The 25,297-nt window shown below is 61.0% G+C and carries 21 protein-coding genes and 2 pseudogenes; 15 read left to right on the top strand and 8 right to left on the bottom strand.

Features of this window, described 5'->3' with window-relative positions; genetic code table 11:
- Positions 1–81: 81 nt before the first annotated feature.
- From ACTJK9_RS02165 to ACTJK9_RS02130, 8 genes are all read right to left on the bottom strand, one after another.
- The gene (locus ACTJK9_RS02165; RefSeq protein ID WP_440811754.1) at positions 82–1,059 is read right to left on the bottom strand and encodes a FecR domain-containing protein; all 978 of its coding nucleotides are present in this window, start codon (positions 1,057–1,059) and stop codon (positions 82–84) included.
- Positions 1,060–1,575 carry a sigma-70 family RNA polymerase sigma factor gene (locus ACTJK9_RS02160; protein ID WP_039771138.1) on the bottom strand — a complete coding sequence of 172 codons (516 nt, stop codon included), beginning with the start codon at positions 1,573–1,575 and terminating at the stop codon, positions 1,060–1,062.
- An 83-nt stretch (positions 1,576–1,658) separates the two neighbouring features.
- Positions 1,659–2,843: an aminotransferase class V-fold PLP-dependent enzyme gene (locus ACTJK9_RS02155; protein WP_440811750.1), complete on the bottom strand. Its 1,185-nt coding sequence runs from the start codon at positions 2,841–2,843 to the stop codon at positions 1,659–1,661.
- A 14-nt stretch (positions 2,844–2,857) separates the two neighbouring features.
- Positions 2,858–4,102 (bottom strand): MFS transporter, encoded by a 1,245-nt coding sequence (locus ACTJK9_RS02150; protein ID WP_074690762.1) that lies wholly within the window; start codon positions 4,100–4,102, stop codon positions 2,858–2,860.
- A 13-nt stretch (positions 4,103–4,115) separates the two neighbouring features.
- Positions 4,116–5,969 (bottom strand): IucA/IucC family protein, encoded by a 1,854-nt coding sequence (locus ACTJK9_RS02145; protein ID WP_440811748.1) that lies wholly within the window; start codon positions 5,967–5,969, stop codon positions 4,116–4,118.
- 45 nt (positions 5,970–6,014) lie between these two features.
- Positions 6,015–7,163 (bottom strand): NAD/NADP-dependent octopine/nopaline dehydrogenase family protein, encoded by a 1,149-nt coding sequence (locus ACTJK9_RS02140; RefSeq protein ID WP_221399480.1) that lies wholly within the window; start codon positions 7,161–7,163, stop codon positions 6,015–6,017.
- Positions 7,164–7,191: 28 nt separating this feature from the next.
- Positions 7,192–8,235 carry a PLP-dependent cysteine synthase family protein gene (locus ACTJK9_RS02135; RefSeq protein ID WP_440811746.1) on the bottom strand — a complete coding sequence of 348 codons (1,044 nt, stop codon included), beginning with the start codon at positions 8,233–8,235 and terminating at the stop codon, positions 7,192–7,194.
- A 14-nt stretch (positions 8,236–8,249) separates the two neighbouring features.
- Complete coding sequence (locus ACTJK9_RS02130; RefSeq protein WP_440811743.1) at positions 8,250–9,644, bottom strand: Y4yA family PLP-dependent enzyme; 1,395 nt, start codon at positions 9,642–9,644, stop codon at positions 8,250–8,252.
- A 588-nt stretch (positions 9,645–10,232) separates the two neighbouring features.
- Here ACTJK9_RS02130 and ACTJK9_RS02125 point away from each other — a divergent pair.
- The 15 genes and pseudogenes from ACTJK9_RS02125 (at position 10,233) to ACTJK9_RS02055 (ending at position 25,291) form a co-directional block, all read left to right on the top strand.
- On the top strand, positions 10,233–11,120 hold the full coding sequence (locus ACTJK9_RS02125) for an HpcH/HpaI aldolase/citrate lyase family protein (protein ID WP_440811741.1): 888 nt from the start codon (positions 10,233–10,235) through the stop codon (positions 11,118–11,120).
- A gap of 15 nt (positions 11,121–11,135) precedes the next feature.
- Complete coding sequence (locus ACTJK9_RS02120; RefSeq protein ID WP_039771147.1) at positions 11,136–11,537, top strand: ParB N-terminal domain-containing protein; 402 nt, start codon at positions 11,136–11,138, stop codon at positions 11,535–11,537.
- A gap of 160 nt (positions 11,538–11,697) precedes the next feature.
- Positions 11,698–13,902 carry a TonB-dependent receptor gene (locus ACTJK9_RS02115; RefSeq protein WP_085611882.1) on the top strand — a complete coding sequence of 735 codons (2,205 nt, stop codon included), beginning with the start codon at positions 11,698–11,700 and terminating at the stop codon, positions 13,900–13,902.
- Between the two features lie 89 nt (positions 13,903–13,991).
- Positions 13,992–14,363 (top strand): fe2+ zn2+ uptake regulation protein, encoded by a 372-nt coding sequence (locus tag ACTJK9_RS02110; protein WP_440811738.1) that lies wholly within the window; start codon positions 13,992–13,994, stop codon positions 14,361–14,363.
- A gap of 11 nt (positions 14,364–14,374) precedes the next feature.
- Positions 14,375–14,506 (top strand): annotated as a pseudogene (locus ACTJK9_RS02105) (dioxygenase family protein); the annotation flags it as partial.
- Positions 14,493–14,603 (top strand): annotated as a pseudogene (locus ACTJK9_RS02100) (PAAR domain-containing protein); the annotation flags it as partial. The pseudogenes ACTJK9_RS02105 and ACTJK9_RS02100, both read left to right, overlap by 14 nt.
- Before the next feature lie 182 nt (positions 14,604–14,785).
- On the top strand, positions 14,786–15,838 hold the full coding sequence (locus ACTJK9_RS02095; RefSeq protein ID WP_440811735.1) for an isopenicillin N synthase family dioxygenase: 1,053 nt from the start codon (positions 14,786–14,788) through the stop codon (positions 15,836–15,838).
- A 58-nt stretch (positions 15,839–15,896) separates the two neighbouring features.
- Entirely contained in the window at positions 15,897–16,706 is an 810-nt protein-coding gene (locus ACTJK9_RS02090) for a MetQ/NlpA family ABC transporter substrate-binding protein (protein ID WP_440811859.1), read from the top strand.
- On the top strand, positions 16,703–17,503 hold the full coding sequence (locus ACTJK9_RS02085; RefSeq protein ID WP_221399485.1) for a methionine ABC transporter ATP-binding protein: 801 nt from the start codon (positions 16,703–16,705) through the stop codon (positions 17,501–17,503). Before ACTJK9_RS02090 ends, ACTJK9_RS02085 begins: the two co-directional genes overlap by 4 nt.
- A complete protein-coding gene (locus ACTJK9_RS02080; RefSeq protein WP_074690781.1) occupies positions 17,500–18,171 on the top strand; it encodes a methionine ABC transporter permease in 672 nt (223 codons plus the stop codon). Before ACTJK9_RS02085 ends, ACTJK9_RS02080 begins: the two co-directional genes overlap by 4 nt.
- Positions 18,172–18,179: 8 nt before the next feature.
- Positions 18,180–19,736, top strand: coding sequence for a sugar ABC transporter ATP-binding protein (locus tag ACTJK9_RS02075; protein WP_440811731.1), 1,557 nt, complete (start codon positions 18,180–18,182; stop codon positions 19,734–19,736).
- Complete coding sequence (locus ACTJK9_RS02070) at positions 19,729–20,754, top strand: ABC transporter permease (RefSeq protein ID WP_221533448.1); 1,026 nt, start codon at positions 19,729–19,731, stop codon at positions 20,752–20,754. The genes ACTJK9_RS02075 and ACTJK9_RS02070 overlap by 8 nt, the downstream gene beginning before the upstream one ends.
- Positions 20,755–20,785: 31 nt before the next feature.
- Entirely contained in the window at positions 20,786–21,841 is a 1,056-nt protein-coding gene (locus ACTJK9_RS02065; RefSeq protein WP_197871566.1) for a substrate-binding domain-containing protein, read from the top strand.
- A 9-nt stretch (positions 21,842–21,850) separates the two neighbouring features.
- Positions 21,851–22,516 (top strand): sulfite oxidase-like oxidoreductase, encoded by a 666-nt coding sequence (locus ACTJK9_RS02060; protein ID WP_440811727.1) that lies wholly within the window; start codon positions 21,851–21,853, stop codon positions 22,514–22,516.
- A gap of 387 nt (positions 22,517–22,903) precedes the next feature.
- Complete coding sequence (locus ACTJK9_RS02055) at positions 22,904–25,291, top strand: TonB-dependent receptor plug domain-containing protein (protein WP_440811725.1); 2,388 nt, start codon at positions 22,904–22,906, stop codon at positions 25,289–25,291.
- Positions 25,292–25,297 lie beyond the last annotated feature (6 nt).

Here is a 25,297-nt window from a genome sequence, read left to right as displayed (position 1 = left end):
CTATGGACGAGGTGGAATGGTTGTTCCTTTCATAGCCAGCCGAGATCAAAAAAAGTATCACCCGTGCGGTGATTTTTTTGCTCAGGCGGGTGAGAGCGTCACCCAGTAACCACTCAAGTGCCCGGAGACGCGCACGGGATAGGTCTGCGCCAGCATGTTCAGCGAGCGTTGGGTATCACTGATGGGAAAGGCCCCGGAAATGCGCAGGTCGGCAATGGCTGGATCGCACCGCACAAAGCCTCGGCGATAGCGCGCCAGTTCGACAACGAAAACCGCCAGCCGCATCTTGTCGGCCATCAGCATGCCCTCGGTCCAGGCGCCAACGTTGCGGTCGGTCGGGTTCAGCGAGCCAAAGGCCTGTGATGAAAAGTCGGTACGTTGCCCGGCGTTGACGATGATCGGCGCGCTCTGTGGGCTGTCGGCCAGCTCGACTTGCACAGCGCCTTCGAGCACTGCGAGTTGGGTGTGCGGCTGCCATTCACGAACGGTGAAGCGCGTGCCCAGCGCCTGCATCCGGCCCTGACGGGTGCTGACCAGAAAAGGTCGAGGCTGCGCGGCGTTGTCCGGCGCGGTCTGCACCAGGATTTCGCCTTCGCGCAAATGGATCAGCCGCTGTCGGGTGTCGAACAGAACGTCGATGGCCGTGTCGGTGTTCAGGGTGAGTTGCGAGCCGTCGGCCAGGGTCAGTTCGCGGCGCTGCCCGACGGCGGTGTGGTAATCGGCGGACCATTGCTGCGACTGCGCCAGTTTCCAGCTGCCCCAACCGGCGGGTATCGCCGCCAGCAGCAAGGCCAGTTTGCCCAGGGCTGCGCGGCGTTCCGGGTTGCTCGGGCGATCCAGCGCCGACATCGCCAGCGACGGCGGCAGGCCGCCGAACTTGCTTTGCAGCAACTGCGCGCGGGCCCATGCCCGGTTGCGCTCGGGGCTGCTGACTTTCCAGTACTCCCACTCCGCACGCTCGGTTTCGCTGAGGTCGTTTTCGCTCAGGCGCATCAGCCACTCGGCGGCTTCTTCGAGGATTTTCGGATCGAGCGGCGGTTCACTGCGGCGCGTAAGCATTCATTCCACCAGCATCAGGCACTGCACGAAAGCCTGTTTCATGTAGCGCTTGACGGTGATCAGCGAAACGTCCAGCTGCTCGGCGATGTCGGCGTATTTCAAGCCGCCGATCTGCGACAGCAGGAACGCGCGTTTGACCAGTGGCGGCAGGGTGTCGAGCATCGCGTCGATTTCGTGCAGGGTTTCCAGCACCACGAAGCGCAACTCGGGGGAGGGCACTTCCGGTGCGGGCAAATGCGCAAGGGCATCAAGGTAGGCGCGTTCCAGAGCCTTGCGCTGATACCAGTTGATGAGGATGCCCTTCGCCACGCAACTCAGGTAGGCCCGGGGTTGCTCGATGGTCGTGACCTGAGAAGCGAGGATCCGAGTGAAAGTATCCTGCGCCAGATCTGCCGCATCCATGGCGTTACCCAGTTTTTTCTTCAGCGTGGCGTACAGCCAGCCGTGATGGCCGCTGTACAGCGCTTCGATCACGCGCAGATGATTGTCGTTGTTCGCGGGAAGGGTTTCGCTCATGGCTGCAGTGTTTTGCAATTGAGAAGTATTCCCAATGCTAGTTTACAAAGAGCCTGCGACGCAAGCGCGATTCGTATCCGTTTTCAGGCGCGTGGCATTCTCATCAACGCGTCCGCCATGGCATCGATTTCCGCCTCGGTGTTGTAGGCGTGCAGTGATGCCCGGCTGACTTCCAGCAGGTCCCGCTGCTGCATGTCGAGCAGCGTCGAGCGGAAAGTCGAGGTGGTGACGTTGATGCGTTTGTCCTGCGCCGCCAGCCATGCCTGGACTTGCGCGGCACTGGCGTCCTGGCAGGTGAAGGTGACGATGCCTGACTTGACTGCGCCCCGATCCTGCGACGTAACACCCGGCACGTCAGCCAGGCGATTGCGCAGGTGTGCCGACAATCGTTGAATGCGCTGCCACATCGGTTCGATACCTTGCGCCAGTGCGTAATGGGCCGCCGCGCCCATGCCGAGTTTCGCCGCGACGTTGCATTCCCAGTTTTCGAAGCGCCGGGCATCGCCACGAATTTTGAAGGTGTCCGGTGTCAGCAATGAAGCCGCATGCAGGTCGAGAAACGCTGGCTCAAGGTTTTCGCACAAAGTCTTTTCGACGTAGAGAAACCCCATGCCCCGAGGGCCACGAAGGTATTTGCGGCTGGTGGCCGCCAGCATATGACAGCCGATTTTCTGCACATCGATCGGCATCTGCCCGACGCCCTGGCAGGCATCCAGCAGAAACAGAACCCCGGCCGCGCGGGCGAGGGCGCCGATCTGCTCGATAGGTTGCACCGGGCCACCGTTGGTGGCGATCACCGGCAGCGACACCAGGGCAACCCGGTCATCGCCGAGCATGTCCCGCAGCGCCGGCAATGACACCTGGCCCTGTTCATCGTTGGGAATCACCCTGATCTCGATGCCGCGCTGTTGCTTGAGTTGCAGGTAGGGAATGTAGTTGCCGGCGTATTCGGTGGTCGACGTCAGCACCACATCACCGGGCCGCAGCGGCAATGAATAGAAGGCCATGTCCCAGGCGCGGGTCGCGTTTTCAATCACCGCGATTTCTTCGGGACGCGCGTTGATCAGTTGACCGATGGCGTCGTAAACGTCTTCCACTTCCCGGGCCTGTTGCCCGGCGGCTTCGTAACCGCCGATCCGGGTTTCAAGTTGCAAGTGACGGGTCACCGCTTCGATGACTGGATTGGGCATCAGCGCCGCGCCCGCATTGTTGAAGTGAATCAGTTGCTCGACACCAAGGGTGTCGGCGCGCAGTTGTTCAATGTTCAACGAAAACTCCTTGGTCAGTCGCCCGGCGGCATCTGGCTCGGTTGCATGACCATCGGCCGGTAACGCAAGGCAACGATGGGCATCAGCGCGAGCATGTAGGCGAGGCAGACAAACAGGTAGGTGTACTGCAAACCATAGACCTGGCTGAGTAACCCACCGGCCGAAATGCCGGCGATGGACGCGAATTGCGCAGTGCTTTGGGCAATGCCCAGCACGTAGCCCTGGCGCGAGCTGTCGGCGGTTTTGGAAATCAGGGCCATCAGCACCGGCGTGGTGGCCCCCAGCAATACGCCCCAGATGAAATAGGCACCGACGAACACGATCGGGTTGCGCGTGTAGCCGGCAAGGGCCGTCAGCGCAATACAGCCGAGGACGACATAAGTGATGCGTTGCAGGGTGTCTTGCTGGGTACGGTGCTCGAAGTAACGCGACCATGCGGTTGCCGACAGAATGAAACCCAGCGCCAGCAAGCCATAACACAGCCCGACCACCGAGTTGCTGACCTCGAACACCGAACTGACATACAGCGAGAACGACGTCTGCGGCAGCATCCGCGCCAGCAGCAGGATGCCCATGACGCCCAGCAGCGACAGCAGGGGCGTGCCTTGCCAGACGCTGGTGTTATGGCTGGCAGGAGCCGCTTTATCAGCGACCGGCGCTTTCTTCACTGGCGGTACATCCGGCAACGTCACGGCTGCGACCACGGTGCAGATGGCGCATAACACAGCGGCGATCATGTTGATCCAGAAGAATGTCGCGTAATCGAGGATCAGTCCGCCGACCACTGCGCCGAGCAACGAGCCGACGTTGGTGGAGATCTGCAGGATCGCGAACAGCCGTGCCCGCCGCGAAGGTGCTTCAATGCTCACGCCATACGCCTGGGCCGGGGCGATGTAGCCGGCGAAGGCGCCTTGCAGGAAGCGCAGGATCAGGATCACCCAGATGTCACTGCACAGGGCCAGCCCAAGCTGGGTCAATGACAGGCCGGCGAGGGCGCGGATCATCATCAACTTGTGGCCGTAGCGGTCGCCGATACGGCCCCAGAATGCGCTGGTCAGAATAATGCCCAGCATCGGCCCGACGTACACGGCGATGCTGGCGAAGCTGAAAAGCGAGTCTGACGAGGTCAGCCCGCGCAGGTGGACAGGCCAGAATGGCCCGCTCATTTCCATCGCGCCCATCGAAATAAGCTGGATCGCGAACAGAAGATAAATCAGGACTCTAACGCGCGAACCCGCGATGGCACCTGCTTGGGTCATGAGTCAGCCTCGGTTATTGAACGACATTGAGCGGGTTGGTCAGCGTGTGCTGAATCCGGTAGTTGGAATACTGCATCATGTGCATGCGCAGCAACGAACGGGTCGGCCATGGATCATTGAGGAAGGCCTTGCGTTCGACTTCCCATAGATCCGGCGCGACACGCTCGCGCACCGCTGCGAACGCCTGCTCGGTTTCTTCACGCAGAATGCCCCACATCCGGTTGTTGTCCAGCGCGTACTCCTTGGTCAGCCACAGGGCCATTTCATGCAGGTGCGTGAGGAAGGCTGCGTCGAGCACGAACATGCGCACCGGCTCGATATCGCCCTCGAACACCGTTGGCAGAATGCCCGGCTGCACATGCGGTTGCAGGGTGTAGCCGCGTCCCTCCAATAATGGCGCATAGGTCCTGCCATCGCCGAAATCGCGGATCAGCAGACTACGTGCTTTGCCATCCGGGGAAAACAGCACCATCGTGTTCTGCTGGTGTGCTTCGAGCCCGATCCCGTACATCAGGTAGATCGCCACTACCGGATGAGTGACCACTTTGGCGTACTGACGGAACCAGTCTTCCACCTGAGCGGCATTGGCCCGAACGCCGTCGCGCTCGATCAGCTCGGTGAACAGTGGTCGACCGTTGCCCGGCAAGCGAGTGAACAGAGAAGCCACGGTGATCGGCAGACAATCGTCGTTACGCTCGAACGCTTGCTGGCTGGCACGGAACACCACCGACAGATGCCGGCCGGGATGGTCGTCCTGAGTGATCGCGTGCTTGTAACGCACGCCGATCTCCTCCGGGAAGATTTCCAGGCGTTGCTCGAAACCGTTTTCGACCTCGAGGATCTTCGTGATGACGGTGCTGATGCGTGGCCCCATGTGAATCGACTTGGCTTGCAGGCTGCGCAGTTCGCTGGTCATCCACACGGCAATCGGCAACTTGATCAGCGGCGCGCTCTCCTTGAGCACCGGCATCATCGTGCGGTAGGACATGGTCGGCAGGGTCTGGATGTCCGGACCGTCGGTGATGAGAATGCCTTCTGCAATTTCCGCCGCAAAGTTTTTCAGCACGTAAGCCTGCAAATGCCATGAGTGAATCGGTAGCGGCAACCACTGGGATTCGTCCAGGCCCTTGTCGTTGAGCGACGCCTTCCATTGCGCCCATTGCGTTGGGAAGTTACTGGCGAACCAGCTGTGGTAATCGCTGACGTGAGGCATGCTTTCGCTTTTCGCCATGTCGGCCCGCAGCGCGGCAATGCGCAGCGGCACCTGGGCGTTGAACTCCGGTGACAGTTGCTCGACTTCCTCATCGCTGAGGCCCGGTCGCGCTTTCCAGGTCGGATAGTAGGGGTGACCTTCCAGCGAGCCCCACTGGTCGAGAAGGATCGCGGCGTCCTTGGTGCTGGCGTGCTGGCGCAGGTAATCGGTCAGGCTGTCGAGGCCCTGTTCCCGGGCGGCGGCGGCCAGTCGAGCGTTCCATTGCTGGCGATGCTGACGCGCGTGGGCGTCGTTCATCAGGCTGTTTTCCATGTCTGACTTGAGCCCGGCGATGCCTTCATCGGTGGGTTCGAAATCGAAGCTGTCGCGCAGCACATCCAGCAGGTCATGATGGGTGTAGATCACCTGGCGTACGCCTTCATCGGTCATCAGGATCACGTCGCCGTCATTGACCACGGTATCGGCCGGGCCCTTGGCGATGTTGGAAAAGAACACATGGGAACGTCCGTCTTTCAGCGCGTACGTGGCCTCGTTACCGGCCTCAGAGAAGCGCAGGCCCGCGCGATCCAGAATGTTTTCGGCAAACAGGCAACGGATCATCCGTCGCAGGGCGTTCTTGCGGGAGTAGGCGATGAGTGTCTTGAAGTCATCCATATCAGCTATCTGCTCGTCGAGAAATTAATGAAAAGTTGAACCCGCTCACGCGGTGCGCGGCCATTGGCTGGGGAAGTAGTCGAGCGCCGAGTCGCGCAGGCCCTGCATGTAGGAAACGCTCCATTGCAGGACTTCTTCGATGTAGGGGACTTTCAGTTCGAAGCGCCGGGCCATTTCCACCAGCAGCACGAGGCCGTAGGCAACGTCTTCGTTGAAGGCGCGGCTTTCGCGCTCGATCACGTAGCCGGCGCGGTTGTCGTCGGCCGGAATCATTGGCGCGAGGATGTCGTTGTAGGCCTGGTTGGTGCGCAGGATCGACAGCATGCTGCTCTGATCGCGGATCTGCTCGCCATAGGCCTCGACGATTTCCTGCTTGAGGGATTTGACCGATGACAGGTCGATGCCCATGCGCTGGCTGATCACGCTGCACAGTTCCTGACTTTCCTGATCCATGCGCTCCAGAAAATAGGCGCCCAGCTCGGGGCATTCGGTCCACCAGCACATTCGTTGCGGGAAGATCTTGCGATGCCATTGGCCGTAAGGACCGATCAAACCGTAGATCACCGAGCTGTGCATGATCGGATTGCCCGGTGTCAGGGTGATTTCCAGGTAGTGGTCGAGCATCGTCACGCAGGGGCCATAAAGCGTGGTGAGGATTTTTTCCAGGTGCAGCCGTGATTGCGCTGATTCGCGGTCGTGCAACGCGACATACAACTGGCTCTTGCCGCCGCCCATCTTGACCGACACCCCTGGCTTCAGATCGAACGCGGTGTGCGGCACATCCTTCATGCCCCAGATCACCACGTTCGAACGTTCGCCCAGCGTGGCTTGCGCCAGCCAGTCGAAACCGCAGAAACCCGGGATCGCGCCGACGTACACCGGTTTGCCTGAACTCAAATGCGGTGCGATGGCTTGCAGGGTCTGCGGTCGTGCGTGGGCCGGAACCGTGATGATCACGATGTCAGCGTCGGCAACTGCAACACTCGCATCGCTGCTGACCTGGTCCGGTCGCGCGCTCAGCGTCGAGCCGTCCGGCATCAGCGCCAGCATCGGCAGATTGGCGAGGTGACGATCAACCACCTCTTGATTATTGGTGAGTATCGAAACGTGAACATTGGGCAACTGTTTAAACAGGATGGCATTCAGATGCCCGGTCCGGCCTGCGCCGCAGATGGCGACTTTCAGCGGTTTCATACAGAGACTTTCCTGTGTGGGAGACGCGTCAGGCGACGCTCAATTGCAAGGAAGTAGCGTCGGATTCCAGCCAGCGGGTCTTGCCCAGCCAGCGATCCAGTTGCGGTGCGACGTCCGGGTCCAGCAGATCCCGCTCTTGCAGCCATTTGTCGTCGAACACGGTGTGCAAGTACTTCTCGCCGCCGTCGGCAATCGGCACCACAACGTTGCCGGTCAACGTGCCTTTGTGAATCAGCTCCAGCGCCTTGAAGATCGCTCCGCCGGTGGATCCGCCGACCAGCAGTGCCAGGTTGCGCGCGATGTAGCGGGCGGTTTCGAAGGCCTGGGAATCGGTGACCTGCAAGCCCAGGTCGATGCAGCTATAGTCGAGCACCAGACCGACGGTGTCGCCGGCAGGCGTGCCGGTTCCCGATTGGTAATAGGGATAGCCGGGATGGCCGAAGACGATGGAACCGGCCGGTTCGACGGCGACGGTAACGATGTCCGGGTTGTGCAGTTTCAGGCCACGGGCAATGCCGGTCATCGAGCCGCCGGTGCCGACGCAACCGACGTAGGCGCCAATGTGGCCACCGGCCTGGGCGATGGTTTCACGCACAAAATCGCTGTAGCCGCCAGCGTTGGCCGCGTTGTCGGACTGGTTCATGAACACCGCGCCGGGGATCTGCGAAGCCAGTTCGGCCGCCAACCGTTGACGCTCGACCACGGCCACTTCGTCTTCGCGGTAAGTGCCGGCGACAAAACGGATTTCGGCGCCCAGAGCCTTCATCACCGCGATCTTGTCCTGCGCTGCATGGTGATCGACCACCGCAATGAAATGCAGGTCGAACTCCACGGCTGCCATCGCCAGGCCGATGCCGGTATTGCCGGAGGACGACTCCACGACCACACCACCGGGTTTCAACTTTCCGGACTTGAGCGCCGCCAATACCATGTTGCGCGCCATACGGTCTTTAATGCTGCCGCCGGGGTTGTTCTTCTCTATCTTGAGCAAAAGTCGAGCGTTGCTATCCGGAACATCAATGCCCAACATTGGTGTATTGCCAATAAGATCCGAAACTTTATTCAGTATCATCTGGACGTCTTCCCTTAATAGTCAGGTGTGAATGCGTAGTTACCTTCCGTACAACAAGTCGCCATCAGTCGCCGTGGCAACGGGTGACGATGAAATTCGTTTTCCAGCAAGTCCATCTGATAACCGGCGGTATTGGCATAGATCAATAAATCGCCGGTTTGCGGTGTTGTTTCAAAGTTGATCAATCGATGAGTAATCACATCATCGTCCAGGCAACTATGCCCGGCGATGTAGGCTTGCATTGGAACTTGTCTTGATTCTTTCGAAGTGATCAGGATTGGATCGACAAGGTATTCAGACGAGAACCAGGTTTCGCACGCGCTGAAACTGCTGCCTTCGGCGAATATCACAACTTTGTTGTCGGCCAATTGTTTGGTGCGCGTTACGCGAAAGACGGTGATCGCCGCTTGATCCACCAGACTTCGGCCGGGCTCCAGTGCCAGTTTTATATTCTGACTCTTCAAGTAACTGGCAATGGTTTTTTCCGGGGAATGCTCCGACGCCAGGAATAAGTCCAACCACTGGCAAGCCGTCAGACTGCTGCCATAAGGGTAATAAGAGTGGGGTACTCGACGGTTCTGATAATGACCAGGGTTGTTGTCGTTCTGCAAAAAACTGTCGTACTGCCGTGGGTCGACATAGCGCATCGGCAGGCCACCACCGATGTCAATCATGACCGGGTCGAGGCCCATTTCCCTGGCGGCATCGAAGAACCCGGTCACTTCACGGAAGGCCTGTACTCGGGTTTCGTAGCCGTATCCGCCGAGGTGGAAATGGAAACCTTCGAAGTGCAACGACTCCCGATGTTCCGTCAGCCATTGCAGGCACTGAAACACGTCATCGGCGCCCATGCCGAAGCGGCTCGCCAGGCAACTTGTCGGCCTGTAACGCAGTAGAACTCGGGCTTTGGCCGGTGCCGGCGTAGTGTCGAGCAGTGCTTTGAGCTGGCTGAACTCTTCCCGTGAATCCACACAAATCAGCGAACCGCCTTGCACCAGCGCTTGATGAAACGCGGTCGTCTTCGCCGGCCCGGTTGCGCACAGATGTTCCGCTTCGGTCCCGGCGCGCAGCGCAGCTTGCAGTTCAAACAGGCTCGATACGTCAGTGCCGATGCCTGACGACGCAGCCGCAGCCAGCAGGCACTGGGACTTGTTGGCTTTGGCGCCGTAGAAAATCGCGTAGTCAACGTTGTGCTTCTTCAGCACCGATTGCAGCGCTTGGGCGTTGGCCTCAAAGGCATGTGGCCACACCAGATTCAGCGGCGATCCGTGTTGTTTAACAAGCTCAACAAGTTTTCCCGGTGAATGTTGAAGAAGGTTTTCGATAATAGGGTCGAGTAACGGTTTCAGCACTTTTGTGTACTGAGCTACAGTTGTTTCTTTAATGGGCGGCGCAATTAATTCAGGCATAGAAAACCTCTGGCGTAAATAATCGCCATATGTATGTTGCGTGTTCTTGCTGCTCGTCAGATACGAATTTTTAAAAAGGTGGAGGCGGATGACAGATCCGCTCTGGAATTAAACAAGGGGCATGTTCTTTCATAAAATTTTCACAAATCTGTTTCATGAGAACCCCACTCCTTAAGGCTCAGGCAGGCAAGGAGAAGGCCAATAAAATATGGCCTTGTCCCTTTTGAAGTGCCAGTACCTGACATGTAAATGACATCATTGCGCCGAACTTTCCGTGAACAAAATCGCAGGTCTTGATTTGAGTCTCGACCCTGTCAGCGGCTCGAACAATATTGCGAACGGGAACGATTATCAAGTAAGGTTTTCAAATATTTTTGAATGAACACACACAACAGGGGAGTGCGAAGCCGCTTATTCGCATGCTCAAGTAAGCGCTCGCGTATTGATTAAAAATTCTCTTAACGCCTTGTTATTCAAGGTGTTGACGATTGATTCAATGCGCCTGAAATCAACCCGGTTTTTCCCCTGTAACAGGTGCTCGAATTTTTTTTGAAAACCCACGACTGAAGCACGCTCAGGAGAGTCCCGATGACTGTTCGTCACAGCACCAACGCTACGCTTCCCATCAGCTACCTGTTCGTTCCCGGCAACCGCCCGGAGCGTTTTTCCAAAGCGGTCGACGCCGGGCCGGACGCGATCATTCTCGACCTCGAAGATGCCGTTCATCCGAACAGCAAAGCCGTGGCCCGGGCGTCGATCTGGGCCTGGCAACAGAGCACGCCTGAAACCGCCTGCCGGCGTTACATCCGGCTGAACAGCGTCGGCAGTTCGCTGTTTCGCCAGGACATGACGTGGCTGGGCGATATGCGCTACCCCGAGCGCTGCGCGGGGATTTTCCTGCCCAAGGCCGAATGCCCGCAGAGCCTGTCCCATGTTGTCGGGCACCTGCTGGAATGGAACCCAGAGCTGCAGATCGTCGCCATCATCGAGACCGCCAAGGGCTTGCATCAGGTCGAGGCGATTGCGGCGATTCCCGGGTTGGCGCGGCTGGCATTCGGTTCGCTGGATTTTTCCCTGGACATCGATTGCAGCCAGATTCCCGAAGCGTTTCTGTTCGCCCGCAATCGCATCGTGCTGGCTTCGCGGGTGGCCGGGTTACCGGCGCCAATCGATGGCGTGACCCCGGCCATCAGCGACATGGAGGTGGTCGAGCGCGACTCGCGTTACGCCCGGTCGCTGGGGTTCGGCGCCAAGCTGTGTATCCATCCTTCGCAAATCACCAAGGTGCAGAAAGCCTTCCTGCCCAACGCCCGCCAACTGGCGTGGGCGGATCGGGTCCTGAGCGCGGTGGCCGGGGGCAGTCACGCGGTGCAGGTCGACGGCGAAATGGTCGATCTGCCGCTCATCGAACAGGCCCAGCGCCTGCGGGACATGGCCAGCCAGTACGCGCTGCACGTCAACGCGGATGCCTGCTGAAACCGGGGGTGAAGCATGGGACATGGTTACCAGATTGCCTTGCGTGCGCTGTGCGACGTGCGGCAATCCGAGCAGGTCGATCCGCTCAACGTGCAACGTCTGCGCGAGGCGATCATCCAGGCCGGGCATTGGCTGGAACCGATCATCGTCGAGCGTTCCCGGGGCATCGTGATGGACGGCAACCACCGGTTCAACGCAGCGCGGGCACTGGGGTTGAAACGCGTGCCGTGCATCCAGCTCGACTACGCCGACCCACGGGTTTGTGTGCGCCACTGGCAAACTGGACAAGCGTTCGAAGTGGCGCAGATTTTCACCACCATCGAGCGTGGCGAATTGTTCCCGTACAAGACCACCCGCCACGCGTTCGACCCCGCGCTGCCGGTGGTCTCCATCCCGCTGCACTGCCTGTATGACTGATCGGCGTCGGAGGGTGGGTTTCACTGCCCCATCCTCCGGCGTTTTCCCCTGCGGGCGATCCGCGCAAAAAAATATTCGGCCACGCTGATACTTTTTCGATTGTCGACTGGCAAATAGGAGTCATTACCATTTTCAGCCATTCGAGAAGGACCCAATCGTCATGTCTGTTGCACGCCGACCCTGCAGTGAACGCGCCCTCACACTGGCCATTCGCACCGCGATGCTGAGTTCTATCCTGGCCGCAGGAAGCGCCACTGCCTGGGCAGCAGACCCCAAGCAACCCGAGCAACAGGACGCCGCCGCCACGGAAGGGCTGACGCTGGACACCACCAACGTCAACGCCCGTTACAACGGCGCAACCGCATTGCCGGAAGTTCTCGCCGGAGGGCAGGTCGCCCGAGGCGCAAGGCTGGGGATGATGGGCAACAAAGACGTGATGGACACGCCGTTCAGCGTGACCAGCTACACCGCCAAAACCCTCGCGGATCTGCAAACGGTCACCGTGGCTGATGCACTGGAGCGCGACCCATCGGTGCGCTCGACCGGGCAGACCGGTGGGATCGTCGATTCGTTTTTCATCCGGGGATTTGCGATAGGCGAGGGCAACCTCGGCGAGCTGGCCTATGACGGTGTGTACGGCGTTGCGCCCAACTATCGCGTGTTCACCGAATACGCCGAGCGCGTCGAAGTGCTCAAGGGTCCAGGCGCGCTGATGTACGGGATTTCGCCCAACAGTGGCGTTGGCGGCGTGATCAACATCGTACCCAAACGGCCGCTGGCCGAAGACCTGACCCGCTTCACCGGCAGTTACGCGTCGGACTCGCAAGTGGGCGGGCACCTGGACATCAGTCGGCGTTTCGGTGACGAAAACCAGTTCGGCGTACGTTTCAATGGCAGCCTCCAGGGCGGCGACACTGCGGTGGATGATCAGGAGAGGGACCTCAACATCGGTGCCATCGCCCTCGACTACCAGGGCGAGCGCTTGCGTCTGAACCTGGATTTCATCAGCCAGAAAGAGAGCTTCGAGGCGGCGTCGCGCCCGTTCACCATTGCACCGGGCGTCGAGATTCCATCGGCGCCCAACGGCCGCACCAACCTGCCGCAGGACTGGGGCTGGTCGGACACCAAGGAGCAGTCGGCCTTGCTCGGCGGCGAGTACGACCTCAACGATAATCTGACGGTATTCGCCCACGCCGGCGGTGGCCGCTCCGACGTCAAGCGCATGTCCGACCAGGTGCCGCGAATCCTCAACGACGCCGGCGACACCAGCAACATCCCCGGCTACTACAAATTCAACGTCGACCGTTCGACGGCCGACGTGGGCATGCGTGCGCTGTTCGCCACCGGCCCGGTCACCCACACGACCACGATCATGGCGACCCGTTATCAGGACGAGTTGTCCCGTGGCATCAACAACGGCACAGAGATCCGCTCGAACATCTACCACCCGGTGGACGTGCCGAAGCAGTACATCAACTCGCCGAAAGTGCTGCGCGTTTCCGAATCGGAACTGTCCGGCATCGCGTTGACCGACACCCTGGGCTTTCTCGATGACCGGATCCAGTTGACCCTCGGCGTGCGCCGTCAGGACATCGAATCGCGTAACTACAACGCTTCGGGTGCGGTCAGCTCCCGTTACGACGACAACGCGACGACGCCGTTGGCTGGCGTGGTGGTTAAACCGTGGGAAGACGTTTCGCTGTACTACAACTACGTCGAAGGCCTGAGCAAAGGTGATATCGCTCCGGGCACTGCAGCAAACTCCGGCGAAACCTTCGCCCCCTACAAGTCCAGGCAGCACGAAATCGGCGTGAAGTACGAACACGGCACGTTCATGACCACCCTGGCGCTGTTCCAGATCGAGAAGCCGAGCGGCGAAATCGGCGCCGGCAACGTGTTCTCGGTGCAAGCCGAACAACGTAACCGTGGTGTCGAGCTGAGCATGTTCGGTGAAGTCGCGCCGGGCACCCGCCTGATGGGCGGCGTGACCTTGCTCGATGGCGAACTGACGGATTCGGCCACCGCCGCCAACCGTGGCAACAAACCGGTGGGCGTGCCGGATGTCCAGGCCAACCTCTGGGCCGAGTGGGACACACCGTGGGTCGAAGGTTTCACCCTGACCGGCGGCGCGATCTACACCGACAGCCAATACGTCAATCAGGCCAACACCCAGGAACTGCCTTCCTGGACCCGCATCGACGCCGGCGCTCGCTACGCCACCAAGATCGAGGGTCGGCCAACGACATTCCGCGCCACGGTGCAGAACGTGTTTGATCGCGAGTACTGGTCGGGTGTGGCGTCCTATGGCGCGTTCTCCCCGGGCTACCCACGCACGTTGCAGTTGTCGGCGACCGTCGACTTCTGATCCGGGGGCGCACTGTCGGGTGCGCCTTCTTCTATATAGAGCTACGCACAGCGGTTGATCACAGAGCCTTCAAGGAAAGGAGTATTCGAATGTTAACCAGCCCGGCATCGACTTCCTCTGGTACGCCATTGCCGATCCCGAAAGTCCAGCGAGCCTTCGATTTCGAGCGCAGCACCAACGAGCATATCCGTGAGCTGCTGCATTATTACGGGCTGCGCACCAGCCTGATCCGGATCAAGGTGATCGATGCCTTGCTGGTTGCCACACGGGAAGGACGCGCCGTTGGCGGGCGCGGGGTGCATGGGTATCTGCAGGCATTTGTCAGCGGCATTCAGTTCATCAGCGTCAGGGAAGTGCTCAAGCGTTTGTGCGAGGAGGGCGTCATCGTGTTTCATTCCGACAAAAGCTACCGTTTCACCGGCGAGGCCTATGCGATGCTGGAGCAGCATGCCGATCGCTGAGTGATCGGGTGTGCCGGCCAGATCAAACCACCTGTTCGCAGGTGGTTTTTTCGTTGGGGGCGGTCAATTCTGATTCGCGCAAACACGGCCAGCGCCCGGCTCATATTCACTTCTTCATTTCCGCACCGGGGCAGCAGCACCTATACCGTCGATGGCACGCCCATTGCGCTGGGTGGGATGAAAACTGCGTGTGGGGCGGCGCTTATCGCCAGCGGCCCGAAAGGCGTGGTGGTCAGCTGAGTCCCGTAGTCAGACAGACCTAAGCTAATGCAAAAAAGATATTTGTTCGGTGTTTTTAATATCGTTTAGTTTTGTTTCATAGACGAACCAAAAGCATCAAACCGACAGACCCCCGATTGCCATGACGGCACACGCTGAATCGATCACGGACTCTTCAGGTTTGATTCACACGGGAGTGAATCATGCCGCACACCTCAGACATCACCGCATTACCCATCCTCGACCTGTCCCAGCTCGACGGTACGCCGTCGCAACGCCAGGCATTTCTTGATGACTTGCGCCATGCCGCCCGCGATGTGGGTTTTTTCTACCTGACCGGTCATGGCATCGACGCCGGCCTGCTCGAGCAAGTGCAGGACCACGCGCGCCAGTTCTTCGCCTTGCCTGACAGCGAGAAAACCGCTGTCGGCATGATCAATTCGCCGCACTTTCGTGGCTACAACCGCGCCGCTTCCGAGATCACCCGTGGCCAGCCCGATCAGCGTGAGCAATTCGATCTGGGCGCCGAGCGTGAGGTCTTGCCGTTGAACGCCGACAGTCCGTTGTGGGCGCGGCTGCAAGGGCCGAATCAATGGCCCGAGGCGTTGCCGCAACTCAAGCCGCTGTTGCTCGACTGGCAGCAGGCGATGACCCAAATGTCGCTGCGCCTGCTGCGCGCATTCGCTCAGGCGCTGTCCTTGCCGGAAGACGCTTTTGACCGGTTGTACGGCGACAAACCCAACGAACACATCAAGCTGATGCGCTATCCGGGGCAAGCCTCGACGGCGAGCAATCAGGGCGTCGGCGCGCACAAGGATTCGGGATTTCTCAGCTTCCTGCTGCAAGACCAGCAGGCCGGCCTGCAAGTGGAAATCGAAGAGGGGCGCTGGATCGATGCGCTGCCTCGGGACAACACCTTGGTGGTGAACATCGGCGAATTGCTGGAGCTGGCCACCAACGGTTATCTGCGCGCCACGGTGCATCGTGTGGTGTCGCCGCCGGTGGGCAGCGAGCGCTTGTCCATCGCGTTTTTCCTCGGTGCGCAACTGGATGCAGTGGTGCCGCTGTATCCCTTGCCGACGGCGCTGTTGCGTGAGGCGCGCGGCCCGGCGAGTGATCCGCTCAATCCGCTGTTCCGCGATGTCGGCTGGAATTATCTGAAGGGTCGACTGCGCTCCCATCCCGATGTCGCGCAGCGCTTTTACGCCGACGCGTCGAACACCAGCACACCGCTTCGCAAGACCGCCAACGCCTGATCCATCACTCGCAAAAGGTCGCTTTCCCATGTTGAAAAAAGCAGTGTTGAAAAAAGCAGTGTTGAAAAAAACAGGCCTGACCCTGGCCGTCCTCGGCGCGCTGGTGACTTCGTTCAGTGCTCAAGCGCTGGAGCCATTGCGGGTTGCCGCCGACCCGGTGCCCCACGCGCAGATCCTGGCGTACATCCAGAAACTCGATCCGCAGCTCAACCTTAAGGTGATCGAAATCCCGCAGGGCGTGAACTCCAACGAACTGCTGGTGCACGGCGATGTGGACGCCAACTACTTCCAGCATTTGCCGTACCTGCAATCCCAGGAAAAGGCCCTCGGCGAAAAGCTCGCGGTGGCCGCCACGGTGCACATCGAACCACTGGGCATCTATTCCCATCGCCACAAAACCTTCGCCCAGGTGCCGGACAAAGGCACGGTCGCGGTGCCGAACAATGTCACCAACCTGAGCCGCGCGCTGTACCTGTTGCAGGACAACGGCCTGATCAAGCTCAAGCCTGGTTTCAATGACCCGGCGGCCGATCAGGCAACGCCCAAGGACATCGCCGAAAACCCGAAACACCTGAAGATCCTCGAAATCGAATCGCCGCAACTGCCCCGTGCGCTGGATGACGTGGACCTGGCAGTAATCAACGGCAACTACGCGCTGGAAGCGGGGCTGGTGCCGGCCAGGGATGCGCTGGGGCTGGAGAAGGCCGAGCACAACCCTTACGCCAACATTCTGGTGACCACGCCGAAACTGGAAAACGATCCGCGCATCCAGCAATTGGCCAAGGACCTGACCTCGCCGCAAGTCGCCAAATACATCGCCGAGAACTTCAAGGGCTCGGTGATTCCGGTGGCGGATGCCAAGCCATGATCGTCGTCGAGCAGTTGAGCAAGACCTATCCGTCAGCGTCGAGCCCGGCGCTGGATCAGGTGTCGCTGAGCATTCCCGATGGGGCGATCTACGGGATTCTCGGACGCAGCGGCGCGGGCAAATCGACGCTGCTGCGTTGCCTCAATCTGCTCGAACGCCCGGATGCCGGGCGGATTCTGCTGGACGGCGAAGACCTCACGGCGCTGTCCGACCGTGAGTTGCGCCGCCAGCGTCAGCGCATCGGCATGATCTTTCAGGGCTTCAACCTGCTGCATTCGCGCAACGTGTTCGACAACGTCGCGGTGCCGCTGGAAATCGCCAAAGTCGCCAAGCCACAGCGCCATGAACGGGTTCGCGAGCTGCTGGATCTGGTGGGCCTGGGCGACAAGGCCGAAGCCTTTCCATCGCAACTGTCCGGCGGGCAGAAGCAGCGGGTGGGCATTGCGCGGGCCCTGGCGGCACGACCGGCGTATCTGCTGTCGGACGAAGCCACCAGCGCCCTCGACCCGGAAACCACCGCATCGATTCTGGAGTTGTTGCGCGACATCAACCGCCAGCTAGGTTTGACCATCGTCCTGATCACCCACGAGCTGGACGTGGTCAAGTCGATCTGCGATCACGCCGCGTCCATGGCCAACGGAAAACTGGTGGAGGCGGGGCCAGTCGCTCGATTGCTGGCCGATCCACAGTCCTCACTCGGTGCCTCACTGCGGCCCAGTTGCGGCTTGCCGCTGGGGCATGACGCGCCCGGTTTGAGTTTTCTGCGGCAATACGGCGTACGGGCGGCCCACTCATGAACCGCGTGATCGACTGGAATGAAATCCTGCAACTGGTGCTCAACGCTACCGGCGAAACCCTGTACATGGTGCTACTCGCCGGGCTGTTCACCTTGCTGATCGGTTTGCCGCTGGGGGTGTTGCTGTTCATCAGCCGTCGTCAGGGTCTGTACCCGTTGCCGAGACTCAATCAGGCCTTGGGCGCGGTGATCAACCTCGGTCGTTCGCTGCCGTTCGTGGTGATGCTGATTGCCCTGATCCCGCTGACCCGCCTTGTGGTCGGCACCACGTTGGGCAGCACTGCCGCCGTGGTGCCGATCACCATCGGCGCCTTTCCGTTTTTTGCGCGGATCGTCGAGAACGCCCTCGACGAGGTCGAAAAGGGCCGGATCGAAGCGATCCTCGCCATGGGCGGTGACATCCGCCACGTGATTTTCAAAGTGCTGTTGCCCGAAGCGCTGCCGGCCTTGCTGGCGGGCATCACCCTGACGCTGGTGATGCTGATCGGTTTTTCTTCCATGGCCGGGGTGATCGGGGGCGGTGGACTGGGCGATCTGGCGATCCGCTACGGCTATCAACGATTCAACAATGAAGTGATGGTCGCCACCGTCGTGGTGTTGGTCATCCTCGTCCAGGGTGTGCAAAGCCTGGGCGATCGACTGGTGCGTTCGCTGGCTCATCGACGTTAAGGAATTTTATGGGTGCGCCTGTCGCCGTGGTCTCCGAGCCACTGATTCGTGTACGTGAACTGAGCAAGACCTTTGGCTCGAACCGGGCGCTGGACCGGGTCAGCCTGGATATTTTTCCCGCCGAAGTGGTGGCGTTGCTCGGCGCCAACGGTGCGGGCAAATCGACGCTGGTGAAGATCCTCGCCGGCAGCCAGACCCACGACGGCGGCGAGATCTGGATCGATGGTCAGCCCCGGCATTTCAGTTCGCCGTTGTCGGCGCGTCGTTTCGGCATCGTCGCGGTTCATCAGCAGATCAACGAAGGCATCGCACCCGGTTTGAGCGTGGCGGAAAACCTGCTGCTCGATGAACTGTGCCGCCCTGACGCCGACTTCTGGCTCAATCGCAGACGCCTGCTGGAGCGCGCTGCGAGCATCGCCGCCGGCCTCGGGCTGGTGCTGCCGCTGGAGCAGCCGATCGAACACCTCGGCCAGGCCGAGCGGCAATTGGTGGTGCTGGCCCGCGCCTTCGCCCTGCAACCGCGCCTGCTGATTCTCGACGAGCCCACGGCGGCCCTGTCGGATGCCGAAGCGCAGCGCCTGTTCGGGCTGATCGACACCTTGCGCAGCCGTGGTGTGGCGATTCTGTACATCTCCCATCGCCTGTCCGATCTGCAACGGGTGGCCGACCGCGCCGTGGTCTTGCGTGACGGGCAACTGGCGGGTGAGTTCAGTGCCCGGCAATTGCCCGAGGCGTTGGAGGCGATGCTTGGTCAGGCGCTGGAGGCTCACGTCTACACACCGCGAGCGGCGGGGCGCGAAGTGCTGAAACTGCGCGGCGTGAAAGTCCTGCCGCGCACCCGTGCCTTTGATTTGTCCTTGCACGAAAACGAAGTGGTGGTGCTGACCGGGTTGCTCGGCGCCGGCAAAAGCGAGATCGCCGAAGTGCTGTTCGGGCTGCGCAAACCGTTGTCCGGCTCTCTGCAACTGGATGGCATCGAGTGGCAACCGGGCTCGCCCCGCCAGGCGATCCACAGCGGTGTGTTCTTCGCCGCCGAGGATCGCGCGAGCCAATCGCTGGTGGCGGATTTTTCATTGCGCCGAACCCTGACCTTGCCCTTTCTCGAACGCTTCACCCGTGGCGGTTTCATCCGCAACCGTGCCGAAGCGGCGGCGGTGGAGGCGCAAGTCGCCGCGCTGGGAATCAAGACCGCCGGCATTGATGTGCCGATGAGCGCGTTGTCCGGCGGCAATCAGCAGAAAGTCGTGCTCGGTCGCTGGCTGCTCGGCGAGGGCCGGGTGTTGATCCTCGATGAGCCGTTTCAGGGCGTTGATGTGCGTGCCCGGCGCGAGATCGGTCAGTTGCTGCGCGACAGCGCCGCTGGCCGCGCCACGCTGGTGATCTGCTCGGACGTCGATGAAGCGCTGGAGATCGCCGACCGGATCCTGCTGGTGCGCGATCACGCGGTGGTGGCCGAGTACCCGCGCGCGGGGCTGGATCGCGCCACCCTGGTCGCCGCGCTGGCCGGCAGCGACCCGCTAAATTCTTTTGTTCACGCCGCGCCAAGGAGTAGAGCGAGTGCCTGATTCGAGTTCCCTGTTGTCATCCGCCCCGGCGCCGTCCGAGCGCTTCGTGCAAGCGCTGATCCGCTACGGCCTGCTGTGGGTGCTGGCGTTGATCGTGGTGTTTTTCAGTGTCGCGGAACCGGCGTTCCTGCGGGTTGGCAACCTGTTCAGCATCTTGCAGTCGGTGTCGATTGTCGCGCTGCTGGCGTTGGGCGTGACGCTGACCATGGCCGTGGGCGGGCTGGATCTGTCGATCGGCGCGGTGGCGGCCATGAGTCTGATGATCGCCAGTTACGTGATGGTGGTGCTCGGCTGGGGCGCGGTGCCGGCGGTGCTGATCAGCCTGGCGGGTGGCGCACTGGTCGGGCTGCTCAACGGCTGGCTGATCGTGAAGATGCGCGTGCCGGACATACTCGCGACGCTCGGCAGCATGTTCCTGGTGATCGGCGTGCAACTGATCCCCACGGGCGGCCGCTCGATTGCGGTGGGCATGACCCTGCCCAATGGCGACGAAGCCGAAGGATCGTTCAGTGCGGTGTTTCTGGCACTGGGTCGCGGGCGACTGTGGGACATCGTGCCGATTCCGGTGTTGATCACGGCGGTGGTCGCGGTGGCGGTGTGGTTGTTTCTCGAACGCACGCGCATCGGCCGGTTGTTCTATGCGATTGGCGGCAACGAGCAGGCGGCGCGTCTGGCCGGTGCGCCAGTGCAGCGCTTCAAGTTGCTGGCTTATGTGCTCTCGGCGTTGCTCGCATCGCTGGGCGGCTTGCTGCTGGCGGCGCGGTTGGGGCGCGGCGATGTCAGCTCCGGCAACGGTCTGGTGCTCGATGCGCTGGGCGCTGCGCTGATCGGTTTTGCCGTGCTCGGGGCGAAGAAGCCCAACGCGTTCGGCACGCTGGTCGGCGCGCTGCTGGTGGCCTCGTTGCTCAACGGCCTGACCATGCTCAACGCGCCGTATTACGCGCAGGATTTCGTCAAGGGACTGGTGCTGGTGCTGGCCCTGATGTTCACCTTCGGCCTCGCGCATCGGGCGCGCTGAGCCGGTTCATTGATGCTTCAAGGAAAGATCCATGCACGGTTCAATCAAACAGTTCGCACGTCATTGCCTCGCCGGGGCGCTGCTCTCGGCGCTGGCCCTCAATGCCCAGGCCAAGGCCTTGCCCGGTGCGCCGGCGCCGTTCGATAAAGGTCAGGTACAGATCGCGCTGGTGGGCTATCTGTTCTCCGGGGATTTCCCTGAAGCCTATCTGCGCGGGGTGGAGAAACAGACCGAAGCGCTGGGCGCCAACCTGCGGGTGTTCGACGCGCGGCAACAGGCGGCGAGCCAGGGCGAGATGATCGATCAGGCCGCCGACCTCGGTGTCGACGGGATCATCGTGCAACTGGGGCTGGCGGAAACCCTCAAAGGGCCGATTGAGCGGGCGCTGGCCAAAGGCATCAAGGTCGTCGCATTCGACGTCGACCTGAACACGCCGCAAGTGACTCAGGTCGAGCAGGATCACCACGCACTGGCGCGGCTGGCACTCGATCAAGCGGTGAAGGATAACGGCACCCGCTTCGACGCCGGGTATGTCTACATCAGCGGCTTCACGCCGATGGAGCGCCGCGACGAGATCTGGAGCCAGGTCAAGGCGAGCAATCCGGGGATCATCGAGAAGGCGCGCTTCGGCACGCTCAATCCGCCGATTGCCAACTCGGTGGCGGATCAGGCCAGCGCCGTGTTGCGGGCCAATCCGGGGATCAGCGTGATTTTTGCGCCGTTCGACGAGTTTGCCAAAGGCGCGAAGATCGCCGTCGATGAGGCGGGTCTGAGCCGCAAGGTGAAGATCTACAGCGCCGATATTTCCACCGCCGACATCCAGATCATGAAAGAACCGGACAGCGCCTGGGCCGCCACCGCCGCGGTCAATCCGCAAGTGGCCGGGGCGATCAGCGTGCGCAGTCTGGCGATGCTGATTGCCGGGGAAAATCCGGGGCACAAGGTGCTGGTGCCGCCGACTCTCATTACCCGTCAGCAACTGCTGGATCTGGACGTGAAAAACGTACGGGACCTGGGGCAAAAGCTGCCGGCCTTCGGTGACACCGCCAATGTCGCGCGGGCACCGTGGATTCCCGTGGCGAACTGAGGAACCGACATGCACGACAAGGCTACGCGTCTGCGCAAGAGCCGTTCGCCGAACGCCGATATGGCGCTGGGCGAACGGCTGCCGCCGGGGCAAGTGCTGACGGAGCGCTTCCCGATCCTGCACGAAGGCGAGGTGCCGGCCTATGACCTGACGACGTGGTCGCTTCGCCTGTTCGGCACTTTGGCCAACCCGGTCGAGCTGACCTACGCCGATCTGCAAGCGCTGCCGCAACGCTCGTTGCAATGCGACATTCATTGCGTGACACGCTGGTCGAAGTTCGACACCCGCTGGAGCGGGGTTCATCTGCAAGACCTGTTGCAGGCCTTGGACATCCGGCCGACGTCATCCTTTGTCATGGCCCACGCCGATCACGATTACCAGACCAACCTGCGCCTCGACGACCTGCTGCACCCGCACAGCCTGCTGGCCACCCATCACGACGGTCAGCCGCTGACCGCGCAGCATGGCTGGCCGCTGCGGCTGGTGGTGGCGGGGCGATACTTCTGGAAAAGCGCGAAATGGCTGCGCGGGCTCGAGTTCACCGATCAGGAACAACCGGGCTTCTGGGAGCGCAACGGTTTTCACTTGCACGCCGATCCGTTCATTGAACAGCGTTTCAGCGGCGATGCGCTGGACATTGCCGAAGATGCCTGGCGGGAAAAGGACTTCGACTGACGGCATCTAACTTCGCACCGAAAAAACACAGATTAATAATGCTCTCTACAACAACGTGGAGTGTGTTTTTGTACGTGATTAGTTGTTGGTTAGTTGGGTATTCATGTTGTTGCGCAAACACAAGTGTTGCTCAGGCAACACTCCGTTCGTCGGGCATAACCTAAGCGTTATTGGTTCTTTTGCGGCAGGCGACCGCTCGTCTAGCATCGGTAATCAGGGGGTTCTACTAACTTTGGGGTTCTTGCGCTCTAACAGCCGATAGTTGCTCAACACACTTGGCTGCCTTTCTGAATATCAAAACTACAGCAGAAATTGCCGTGCACTGATTGCCGACACTTCATGATTCGGCAGCGGCCGGTTATTAACTGCGATTCAAGGAGCTGTCGCATGATTCACCGTTCGCGTTCATTACTCGCCATCGCTGTTGTCAGTGCAATCTGGCAACTTCCTGCGCAAGCCGAAGAGTCTTCCGCGCGCGTCGACGATGACACACGGCTGGGTACCGTGCTGGTCACCGGCACCCGGGGCACTGCTCGTACAGTGCTGGATTCGCCGGTGCCGGTGGATGTGCTGACCGCCGAGGACCTGAAGACCGCCGGCGCCAGTGGCGGCGAACTGGGTCAGGCATTGCAGACGCTGTTGCCGTCGTTCAGTTTTCCGCGCCAGTCCAACTCCGGCGGCGCCGACCACGTGCGTGCCGCGCAGCTGCGTGGGATGAGCCCGGATCAGGTGCTGGTGCTGGTCAACGGCAAGCGCCGTCACACCTCGGCAGTGGTCAACGACTCGTCGAAAATCGGGCGCGGCACGGCGCCGGTGGACTTCAACTCGATTCCGATCAGCGCGATCAAACGCATTGAAGTGCTGCGTGACGGCGCCGGCGCGCAATACGGCTCGGACGCGATTGCCGGGGTGATCAACATCATCCTCGACGACGCCCCCGAAGGCGGCGAAGTCTCCACCAGCTACGGCGCCTACCACACCCACCAGGACGCCATCGGCAAAACCACCACCGACGGCCAGAACAGCGTGACCACCGCCAAGATCGGTACGCGGCTGGGCGAGGAGGGCGGTTTCATTCGCGGCGGCACCGAGTACAAGGATCGCAATCCGACCAACCGCGCCGGCTACGACGGTTTTGCCGACACCCCGGGCCAGCGCAACTACGTGATGGGCGACGGTGTGGCGCGGGACGTCAACGCCTGGTTCAACGGTGAATTGCCGTTGGCTGGCGGCAAGGCCTACAGCTTCGGCACCTACAACGAACGCCACACCACCGGCGCCGAGTTCTATCGCTACCCGTCCGAGCAGCCGCAGTTCTACCCCAACGGCTACTTGCCGCAATCGCTGGGCGACAATACCGACATCTCCGCCACCGCCGGCTACAAAGGCCTGATCGGCGACGACTGGGATTTCGACAGCAGCGTCACCCACGGCCGCAACCGCTTCGAGTCGGCGACCCGTCGCACCCTTAACGTCAGCCTCGGCGCGGACTCGCCGACCCGTTTCGACACTGGCGACTACGAGTTGCGTCAGACCACCACCAACCTGGATTTCAGCCGCGAATTGCGCCTCGGCGGCCGCTCGTTCGTGCTGGCGGTGGGCGGCGAATATCGCTACGAAAACTACCTGACCTTCGCCGGGGACGAGGCCTCCTGGATTGGCTCCGGGGCCGATGGCGCCAACGGCCTGCGTCCGAGTGAAGAGTCGGATCTGGATCGCAACGTGTTCGGCACCTACGCCGAATTGTCCGGTGATCTCACCGAGCGTTTCTTCGTCGACGCCGCCACGCGTTGGGAACATTACGACGACGCCGGCAGCAAACTCACCGGCAAGCTCAGCGGTCGCTACAAGTTGACCGATCAATGGGCGTTGCGCGGTGCGGTGTCGAACAACTTCCGCGCGCCGTCGCTGGCCCAGAGCGGTTTCCAGAACACCACCAGCAACTTCGGCGACGGCGGCACGCTCACCGACATCCGCGTGCTGTCGGTCAACGACCCGATTGCCCGTGCCCTGGGCGCGGAAAAACTCGATCCGGAAACCTCGAAGAACTTCAGCCTCGGCCTGACGTTCCAGTTGAACGAACGCTTCGATGCGTCGCTGGACGTGTTCCGCATCGACGTCAAGGACCGGATCACCCTGTCGCAGCGAATCGGCAGCGACGCACTGGAAAGCTACATCAACGATAACTTCGGCGTGCCGGGCGTGCACGACGTCAACTTCTTCACCAATGCCGCCGACACCCGCACTGACGGCGCCGAACTGGTGCTCAACTACCATCAGCCGTTCTACGACGGGCAACTGGGGCTGACCACCGCGTACACCTACAACCACACCAAGGTCACCAGCACCAAGGGCACGCCGTCGCAGCTGACCGCCCTGGGGATCGGCAATGACGCGCTGGTCGGCGTCGAGGAACGCAACACCTTGACCGACGCCGCACCCAAGGATCGCTTCGTGTTTTCCGCCAACTGGACCAGCGAACACTGGGGCCTGCTCGGGCGTCTGACCCGTCAGGGCGAGACCACTCGGGTGTTCGATTTCGGCGACTCGCAGCCTGAGCAAACCTACGGCGCGGTGTGGCAACTGGACGCCGAGGTGACCTACAAATTCACCCCGAAATTCAGCATCGCCCTGGGTGGCAACAACCTGACCGACAACTACCCGGAACGCTCCGGCTCGGCCATCAACTACGGCGGCAACCTGCCGTACGACGTGCTCTCGCCGATCGGCACCAACGGCGCTTATTACTACGCCACCGCCACTTACGGCTTCTGAGTCTTT

The sequence above is a fragment of the Pseudomonas sp. 22082 genome, from assembly GCF_052046055.1.
Lineage (GTDB): Bacteria > Pseudomonadota > Gammaproteobacteria > Pseudomonadales > Pseudomonadaceae > Aquipseudomonas > Aquipseudomonas pharyngis.
Note: the sequence above shows the minus strand (reverse complement) of the source record. Positions and strands in the feature narration are given on the sequence as shown.